Annotated in this window: 6 protein-coding genes; 4 read left to right on the plus strand and 2 right to left on the minus strand. The window is 65.1% G+C overall.

Translation table 11 applies throughout. The features are described 5' to 3' along the window. Nucleotides 1-409: 409 nt before the first annotated feature. The 4 genes from zwf to AB3X94_RS36475 all read left to right on the plus strand — a co-directional run bounded on the left by zwf (nucleotide 410) and on the right by AB3X94_RS36475 (nucleotide 5,756). Nucleotides 410-1,873 (plus strand): glucose-6-phosphate dehydrogenase, encoded by a 1,464-nt coding sequence (gene zwf / locus AB3X94_RS36460; RefSeq protein WP_368614035.1) that lies wholly within the window; start codon nucleotides 410-412, stop codon nucleotides 1,871-1,873. 194 nt (nucleotides 1,874-2,067) lie between these two features. Continuing rightward, nucleotides 2,068-2,784 carry a 6-phosphogluconolactonase gene (gene pgl, locus AB3X94_RS36465; RefSeq protein WP_368614038.1) on the plus strand — a complete coding sequence of 239 codons (717 nt, stop codon included), beginning with the start codon at nucleotides 2,068-2,070 and terminating at the stop codon, nucleotides 2,782-2,784. Further along, entirely contained in the window at nucleotides 2,762-4,678 is a 1,917-nt protein-coding gene (locus AB3X94_RS36470) for a bifunctional transcriptional regulator/glucokinase (protein ID WP_176109295.1), read from the plus strand. Before pgl ends, AB3X94_RS36470 begins: the two co-directional genes overlap by 23 nt. Before the next feature lie 151 nt (nucleotides 4,679-4,829). Beyond that, a complete protein-coding gene (locus tag AB3X94_RS36475) occupies nucleotides 4,830-5,756 on the plus strand; it encodes a bestrophin family protein (RefSeq protein ID WP_368614036.1) in 927 nt (308 codons plus the stop codon). A 31-nt stretch (nucleotides 5,757-5,787) separates the two neighbouring features. Here the strand turns inward: AB3X94_RS36475 and AB3X94_RS36480 are convergent, their stop codons facing one another. Together AB3X94_RS36480 and AB3X94_RS36485 are read right to left on the minus strand one after the other, a co-directional pair. Beyond that, nucleotides 5,788-6,534, minus strand: a complete 747-nt coding sequence (locus AB3X94_RS36480; protein WP_176110635.1) for a lysozyme inhibitor LprI family protein — start codon at nucleotides 6,532-6,534, stop codon at nucleotides 5,788-5,790. 2 nt (nucleotides 6,535-6,536) lie between these two features. After that, nucleotides 6,537-8,809 (minus strand): Orn/Lys/Arg decarboxylase N-terminal domain-containing protein (locus tag AB3X94_RS36485; RefSeq protein WP_368614037.1); only part of this gene is annotated, 2,273 nt, incomplete at its 5' end.

Consider the following 8,809-nt stretch of genomic DNA (forward strand, 5'->3'; position numbering starts at 1 on the left):
GACTGTCTCCTCTTTTGATTTTTGCCTGCCCGCATCGCGCGGCAGACTCGAGGTACCTCATACACCAATCCGACGCCAGCCTGACGTCGGCCACGGAAACGACCCGCAAGCCCGTCGACTCCCCGGCTTTCCGTAAGGTCCGCCGGCACCCTGCTGGCGCGTACCGGAAAGCGTTGCCCCATTGTCCGTTAGCATGCCGGGGACGCCCGCCGATTCGCAAAAAGCGTGCAATTCGTCTGCACAGCGCACGCTTTTTTCTTCGAATTAACGCTACCTCTTGATTTGGATTGTAGTTAAACTACAATTCAGTGTCAAAAAATATTTTATCGGACTACGGTCGCTCTTCCAGGTCGCTGCGCGTGCGGTGTCCGATCAGCGCGGCGGCCTTTCAGGACATCGACGGAGACTCATGCATACCGACTCAAGCTTCACCTTCGTTCTCTTCGGCGGCACCGGCGACCTGTCGATGCGCAAGATCCTGCCCGCGCTGTTCGAGGCGCACCGCGCGGGCGGCATGCTCGCCGATAACGGCAAGATCGTCGCGGTCGCGCGGCACATCGCGGATCGCGGCGAGTACCTGCAGTGGGTCGACGGGCACGTCAAGCCGCACGTGTCGAAAAACGGCCTCGACGAAGCCGCGTGGACGAGCTTCCTCGCGCGCATCGAGTTCGTGAAGATCGATCTCGGCAATCCGGATGACTTCGCGCAACTGCGCGACGCGATCCAGGATATGCCCGGCATCCGCGTGTTCTATCTGGCGACCGGTCCGTCGCTGTTCGTGCCGATCTGCCATGCGCTCGCCGCGGTGGGTCTGAATAACAACGCGCGCATCGTGCTCGAGAAGCCGCTCGGCTACGACCTGAAGTCGTCGAATGCAATCAATGACGCGGTCGGCGAAATTTTCGCGGAAGAGCAGATCTACCGGATCGACCATTACCTCGGCAAGGAGCCGGTGCAGAACCTGCTCGCGCTGCGCTTCGGCAATGCGCTGTTCGAGCCGCTGTGGCGCCGCGAATGGGTCGAAAGCATCCAAATCACGATCGCCGAGGAACTCGGTGTCGAAGCGCGCGGCGATTTCTACGACAATACCGGCGCGCTGCGCGACATGGTGCAGAACCACCTGCTGCAGCTGCTGTCGATCGTCGCGATGGAGCCGCCCCACTCGATGGATTCCGACTCGGTTCGCGACGAGAAGCTGCGCGTGCTGCGCGCGCTAAAACCGGTCGATTCGCAGGAAATCGGCAAGGTCGCGGTGCGCGGCCAGTATCATTCGGGCGTGATCCGCGGCAACACGGTGCCGGCCTACGCGACCGAGCACGGCGTGAAGCCGGACAGCTCGACCGAGACCTTCGTCGCGCTGAAGGTCGAGATCGAGAACTGGCGCTGGGCCGGCGTGCCGTTTTTCCTGCGTACCGGCAAGCGGCTCGCCGATCGCGTCGCCGAGATCGTCGTGAATTTCCGTGCGGTGCCGCATTCGGCGCTTGGCGCGTCGGCGCTGCGCGCGGGCGCGAATCGCCTCGTGATCCGTCTGCAGCCGAACGAGACGATTCGTCTGTACTGTCTCGCGAAGCAGCCCGGCGAGGGTATGAACCTCGCGAGCGTGTACCTCGATCTCGCGTTCGACCGGTTCTTCCGCGAAGGCCAGATGGAGGCGTATCAGCGGCTGCTGCTCGACGTGATTCACGGGCGCCTCGCGCTGTTCGTGCGGCGCGACGAACAGGAAGCCGCATGGCGCTGGGTCGAGCCGATCCTGAACGAATGGAAAGCCTCGACCAAGCCGCCCAAGCCGTACGCGGCGGGCACGTGGGGACCGGCCGCGGCGAGCGCGATGCTCGCCCAGCACGGCACCTGCTGGCTCGAAGAAGAGAATTGAGTTTGATGAATTGACAGACGGCGCCGCGCGCGATGAACATTTCGGCGCGCGGCGCCGGCAACACCACCGACGAACTGAACGGAGTCGCGCCGGTATCGCGTCAGGCATCTGCGGGCCACCCCGCCATGCAGGCATCGCGCGACAGCAGTCAGGCTGATTCCGCAGATCCAACAAGAATGCAGCACGGAGGAGAAGTGATCGAGCTTCACGCTTTCGACGACCAGCGCGCCCAATCCGACGCGCTGGCGAAAGCGGTGGGCGACGCGTTGCATGCGTCGCTTGCCGCACAGGCGGCCGGCACCGGGACGTCAACCCCGCTCGCGCGCCCGGCCATGCTGGCCGTGTCCGGCGGCAGCAGCCCGCGTCCGTTTCTGCAAACGTTGTCGACGCAGACGTTCGACTGGCCCCGCATCGCGATCACGCTGGTCGACGACCGCTGGGTGCCGGAGACCGATAGCGCGAGCAATGCGCAGCTGGTGCGCGCCACGTTGCTGCAGAACGCCGCGCAACACGCGACCTTCTGGCCGCTCGTCGACACCAGCCAGGATCTGCACTCGCACGTTGCCGCGCTGAACGCGGACGCGCGCTTCGCCACGGCACCCGACGTCGCGGTGCTGGGTATGGGCGAAGACGGCCACACCGCGTCGATCTTCGCCGATGCGCCCGAATGGGATCACGCGATCACCACGACCGAGCGTTTCGTCGCGGTGCATCCGGGCGCGGCGCCGCACGCGCGCGTGAGCTGGTCGCTGTCCGCGCTGAAGGACGTCAAGCATCTGTTTCTGCTGATTGCAGGACCGCGCAAGATGGACGTGCTCAACGCCGCATCCGCTGCGCTACAAAAAAATGCCATCTCGCAACTGGCAAACGACAAGGGAGTGAGACTCGATGTCTACTGGTGTGCAAACTAAAGCTGTGCCGGGCGCGGCCCAGCACGCCGATGGACCGAGGCTGCTGGCCGACATCGGCGGTACCAATGCGCGTTTCGCGCTCGAGACGGGCCCCGGCGAAATCGGCTCGGTGCAGGTCTATCCTTGCGCCGAGTATCCGAGCGTCGCCGACGTCATCAAGAAGTATCTGCAGGACACGAAGATCGGCCGCGTCAATCACGCGGCGATCGCGATTGCGAACCCAGTCGACGGCGACCAGGTCAGCATGACCAATCACGACTGGACCTTTTCGATCGAAGCGACGCGCCGCACGCTCGGCTTCGACACGCTGCTCGTCGTCAACGACTTCACCGCGCTCGCGATGGCGCTGCCCGGCCTCACCGACACGCAGCGCGTGCAGGTGGGCGGCGGCCAGCGCCGGCCCAACAGCGTGATCGGCCTGCTCGGCCCCGGCACCGGCATGGGCGTGTCGGGCCTGATCCCCGCCGACGACCGCTGGATCGCGCTCGGCAGCGAAGGCGGCCACGCCACCTTCGCGCCCGCCGACGAACGCGAAGAGATCGTGCTGCACTACGCGCGCAAGAAGTGGTCGCACGTGTCGTTCGAACGGGTGGCCGCGGGTCCGGGCCTCGAGGTGATCTATCGCGCGCTCGCGGGCCGCGACAAGAAACGCGTGCCGGCCAGCGTCAATCCGGCCGAGGTGGTCAAGCGCGCGCACGAAGGCGAGCCGCTCGCGGCCGAATCGGTCGACGTGTTCTGCGGCATTCTCGGCACCTTCGCCGGCAACATCGCGGTGACGCTCGGCGCGCTCGGCGGCATCTATATCGGCGGCGGTGTCGTGCCGCGTCTCGGTGAGTTGTTCGCGCGTTCGTCGTTCCGCCAGCGCTTCGAGGCGAAGGGCCGCTTCGAGGCGTATCTGCAGAATGTGCCGACCTACGTGATCACCGCCGAATACCCGGCGTTCCTCGGCGTATCGGCGATTCTCGCGGAGCAGTTGTCGAACCGCGCGGGCGGCAGCTCGTCGGCGGTGTTCGAGCGGATTCGCCAGATGCGCGACGCGCTGACGCCGGCCGAGCGCCGCGTCGCCGACCTCGCGCTGAACCATCCGCGTTCGATCATCAATGATCCGATCGTCGACATCGCGCGCAAGGCCGACGTCAGTCAGCCCACCGTGATCCGCTTCTGCCGCTCGCTCGGCTGCCAGGGGCTGTCCGATTTCAAGCTGAAGCTCGCGACCGGTTTGACCGGCACGATTCCGGTCAGCCACAGCCAGGTGCATCTCGGCGACACCGCGACCGACTTCGGCGCGAAGGTGCTCGACAATACTGTGTCGGCGATCCTGCAGTTGCGCGAGCATCTGAACTTCGAGCACGTGGAACGCGCGATCGACCTGCTGAACGGCGCGCGGCGCATCGAGTTCTACGGGCTCGGCAACTCGAACATCGTCGCGCAAGATGCGCACTACAAGTTCTTCCGCTTCGGTATTCCGACCATCGCGTACGGGGATCTGTACATGCAGGCGGCCTCGGCCGCGCTGCTCGGCAAAGGCGACGTGATCGTCGCGGTGTCGAAGTCGGGGCGCGCGCCCGAGCTGCTGCGCGTGCTCGACGTCGCGATGCAGGCCGGCGCGCAGGTGATCGCGATCACGTCGAGCAACACGCCGCTCGCGAAGCGCGCGACCGTCGCGCTGGAAACCGATCACATCGAGATTCGCGAGTCGCAACTGTCGATGATCTCGCGCATTCTGCACCTCGTGATGATCGACATTCTTGCGGTCGGCGTAGCGATTCGCCGCGCGGTGCCGAGCGATGAAGTAGCCGAGACCGTCGAGAAAGCGCGCGAAGGCGCCGACGACGACGCGACGGCCGTACTCGACTGGCTGAGTCACGGCGCGGCTTCGTCGGCGCGCGACTGAGGCTGACTTAGCGCTGTCCGCTTCGCTTGCGGTGGACGAACCCGCGGCGTGCGCATCGGAGACGATGCACCCGCCGCGGGTTTTTCTGTTCGGGGGACACGAAAAGCGATCGATAATGAGCGCTCTATCGCTTCAGACGAACCGCGCGTCCATGATCATTCGCCCGCATCTCCACTGGTTCCGCATGCTGCTCGCGTGGCGCGGCTCGGTGCTGCCGCAGTTGCTGCCGCGGCTTTTTCTGATCTTTGTCATCTCGATCATTGCGCTCGCCGCGCACGATCATCTGCTGCCCGTCAGCCTGAACCTGAATTCGATCGCGCCGTTCTCGCTGGTCGGCATTGCGCTCGCGGTGTTTCTCGCCTTTCGCAACAACGCGAGCTACGACCGCTGGTGGGAAGCGCGCAAGCTGTGGGGGCAATTGCTCAACGAGTCGCGCTCGCTGACGCGCCAGGCGCTGACGTTGCCGTCGCCCGAGTTGCCCAAAGAAGAAGCCGCCGCGTTCCTGGCGATTCTTAGCGCGCTCCCGCATGCGCTGCGTCACCAGTTGCGCAAGACCGAACCGCGCGACGACCTTGCCGCGCGGCTGCCCGGCGCACTGCTCGAACGAGTGATGGGATCACGCTACAAGCCGGCCACGTTGATGCTGTGCCTCGGCGAATGGGTGCAGCGCGCGGCGCGCGCGGGCACTCTCGATCCGATCACGGCGCTCGCGTTCGACCGCAATCTGAACGGACTATCGGACGTGATCGGCGGCTGCGAGCGCATCGCTTCGACGCCGTTGCCGTTCGCATATTCGGTGATGATCCACCGCACCGTGTACTTCTTCTGCGCGTCGCTGCCGTTCGGGCTCGTCAACAGCATCGGCATTTTCACGCCGGTGTTCGCGGTGTTCGTCGCGTACACGTTCATGGCGCACGAAGCGATCGCGTCGCAGCTCGAAGAACCGTTCGGCACCGACGACAACGACCTCGCGCTCAACACGATGTCCGCGATCATCGAGGATGCGATGCGCGATCTGCGCGGCGAGCCGGCGCTTGCGCCGCCTCAGCCGCGCGCAGATGGGGTTCGATGGGATTGAATCTGCGGCGGGTCGCGCCGCTCGGCGGCCGTCAGTGGTTGCCGGCCGTTTCGGAGAGCCGTTTGATCGTCGCGACGCGCGCGCCGATGATGTCGATACGTCCGCGCTCGTCGACGAGCGGCGTCGATGCCGTCAGATACGCATTCCACGCGCGTTGCGCGTGCACCAGCGTCGGCCGCGACTTCGCCGGCATCTTCGCTTCGAGCACACGGTAGTAGCGGTTCAGATCGAACATCGCGTGTTCGCAACGCGCATCGGCGTTGCACGCGCGCGGCCGGCGCGGCGCCGGACCGCTCGCATCGGCGAGCGCGCTGCGCAGCACGAGCGCGCGGTCGCGCACCGGCTGCAGTTGCATGTCGGCTTCGGAAAGCACGTACATCGAGCCCTGGGTCGTTGCGAACACCGCGGCGAGCAGCTGCTTCTCGGCATCGCGCGACGCGAGCCAGCTCGACTGGCTCTTTTCCCATAGCCTGCGCCGCGCGGGCGGCACCTTCGCGAGCAACTGCTGGTACGCGCTATCGACCGCGGCCATCCAGCCGATGCGCGCATTGTCCATGCACTGCACCTGCCCGATCGTCGTCGACATGTCGGCGCGCGCGAGACACGTGCGCATCGCCGCATCGATCGGATCGGCGGCGGCCACCTCCGCATGCGCCGCCGGACTAGCGATGGCGACGAGCACCAGGGTACCGGCCGTGAGCGCGAAGCTCAGCACGCCGGCCGCGCGCCGCCAAGGCCCGATAGCGGGCAGGCCCGTCAGCAACTTCACCCACGCCATCGTCAGAAGCGCACGCAATCGACGAAATATTCGATGCGCCCGTTGACCATTTCGCCGACGAGCCCGTGGATATCCGTATGGAAGCCTGGGAAGCGCTCGTTGAACTCGCGCGCGAAACGCAGATAGTTGACGATGGTCTTGTTGAAGCGCTCGCCCGGAATCAGCAGCGGAATGCCCGGCGGATACGGCGTCAACAGGATCGACGTGACGCGGCCTTCGAGTTCGTCGATCGGTACCCGGTCGATCTCGCGGTGCGCGAGCTTCGCGAATGCGTCGGACGGCTTCATCGCCGGCTCCATGCTCGACAGGTACATCTCGGTCGTCAGACGGGCGATGTCGTTCGCGCGATACACGCTGTGGATCTGCTGGCACAGATCGCGCAGGCCGACACGCTCGTACATCGGATGATGCGCGACGAACTCGGGCAGCACGCGCCACAGCGGCTGGTTGGTGTCGTAGTCGTCCTTGAACTGCTGCAGCTCGGTCACCATCGAGTTCCAGCGGCCCTTCGTGATGCCGATCGTGAACATGATGAAGAACGAGTACAGGCCCGTCTTCTCGACAATGATGCCGTGCTCGGCCAGGTACTTCGTGACGATCGCCGCCGGAATGCCGGTGTCGTCGAAGCCGCCGTCCATGTTGAGACCGGGCGTGACGATCGTCGCCTTGATCGGGTCGAGCATATTGAAGCCTTCGGCGAGCGGGCCGAAGCCGTGCCACGCGTCGTCCGGACGCAGCATCCAGTCTTCGCGCGAGCCGATGCCTTCCTCGGCGAACTGGTCCGGGCCCCACACCTTGAAGAACCAGTCGTCGCCGTATTCGGTGTCGACCTTGGTCATCGCGCGGCGGAAGTCGAGCGCTTCGGCGATCGATTCCTCCACGAGCGCGGTGCCGCCCGGCGCTTCCATCATCGCCGCGGCCACGTCGCACGAAGCGATGATCGCGTACTGCGGACTCGTCGACGTATGCATCAGATACGCCTCGTTGAAGCGATGCTTGTCGAAGCGGCTGTTCTTCGAATCCTGCACGACGATCTGCGACGCCTGCGAGATGCCGGCGAGCAGCTTGTGCGTGGAGTGCGTCGCGTACACCATCGCGCCGATGCGCGGACGGCCCGCGCCGATCGCGTGCATGTCCTGATAGAACTCGTGGAATTCAGCGTGCGGCAGCCACGCTTCGTCGAAGTGCAGCGTGTCGAGCCATTCGCCCAACATCTCCTTGATCATCTCGACGTTGTAGACCACGCCGTCGTACGTGCTTTGCGTGATCGTCAGGATGCGCGGCTTCAGGTTCGGGTTCTTCGCGAGCGCTTCGCGCGCGAACGGATTCGCCTCGATCTTCTTGCGGATGTTCTCCGGTTCGAACTCACTGCGCGGGATCGGGCCGATGATGCCGAAGTTGTTGCGGGTCGGCGTCAGGAACACTGGAATCGCGCCGGTCATCGTGATCGCGTGCAGGATCGACTTGTGGCAGTTGCGGTCGACCAGCACGATGTCGCCCGGCGCAACCGTGCCGTGCCAGACGATCTTGTTCGACGTCGACGTGCCGTTGGTCACGAAGAACACGTGGTCGGCGCTGAAGATGCGCGCGGCGTTGCGCTCCGAGGCCGCGACCGGACCGGTGTGGTCGAGCAGCTGGCCGAGTTCGTCGACCGCGTTGCAGACGTCGGCGCGCAGCATGTTCTCGCCGAAGAACTGGTGGAACATCTGGCCGAGCGGGCTCTTCAGGAACGCGACGCCGCCCGAGTGGCCCGGGCAGTGCCACGAGTACGAACCCTCTTCCGCGTACTGCACCAGTTCCTTGAAGAACGGCGGCGCGAGCGAATCCAGGTACACCTTCGCCTCGCGGATGATATGGCGTGCGACGAACTCCGGCGTGTCCTCGAACATGTGGATGAAGCCGTGCAGTTCGCGCAGGATGTCGTTCGGCAGATGGCGCGAGGTGCGCGTCTCGCCGTACAGGAAGATCGGGATATCGGCATTGCGACGGCGCACTTCGGTCACGAACGCGCGCAGCGCGACGATCGCGGCCGCGAGTTCGGGTGTCTCGCCTTCGACGACCACGTTGTCGACGTACGGCAGCAGTTCGTCGTCGTCGATCGAGAGGATGAAGCACGACGCGCGGCTCGACTGCTGCGCGAACGAGGTCAGATCGCCGTAGCTCGTCAACCCGAGCACTTCCGCGCCTTCTTTCTCGATGGCTTCGGCCAAAGCCCGGATGCCGGAACCCGAGATGTTCTCGGAGCGGAAATCTTCGTCGATGATGACGACGGGGA

Source organism: Paraburkholderia sp. BR10923 (assembly GCF_040948765.1).
Taxonomy (GTDB): domain Bacteria; phylum Pseudomonadota; class Gammaproteobacteria; order Burkholderiales; family Burkholderiaceae; genus Paraburkholderia; species Paraburkholderia youngii.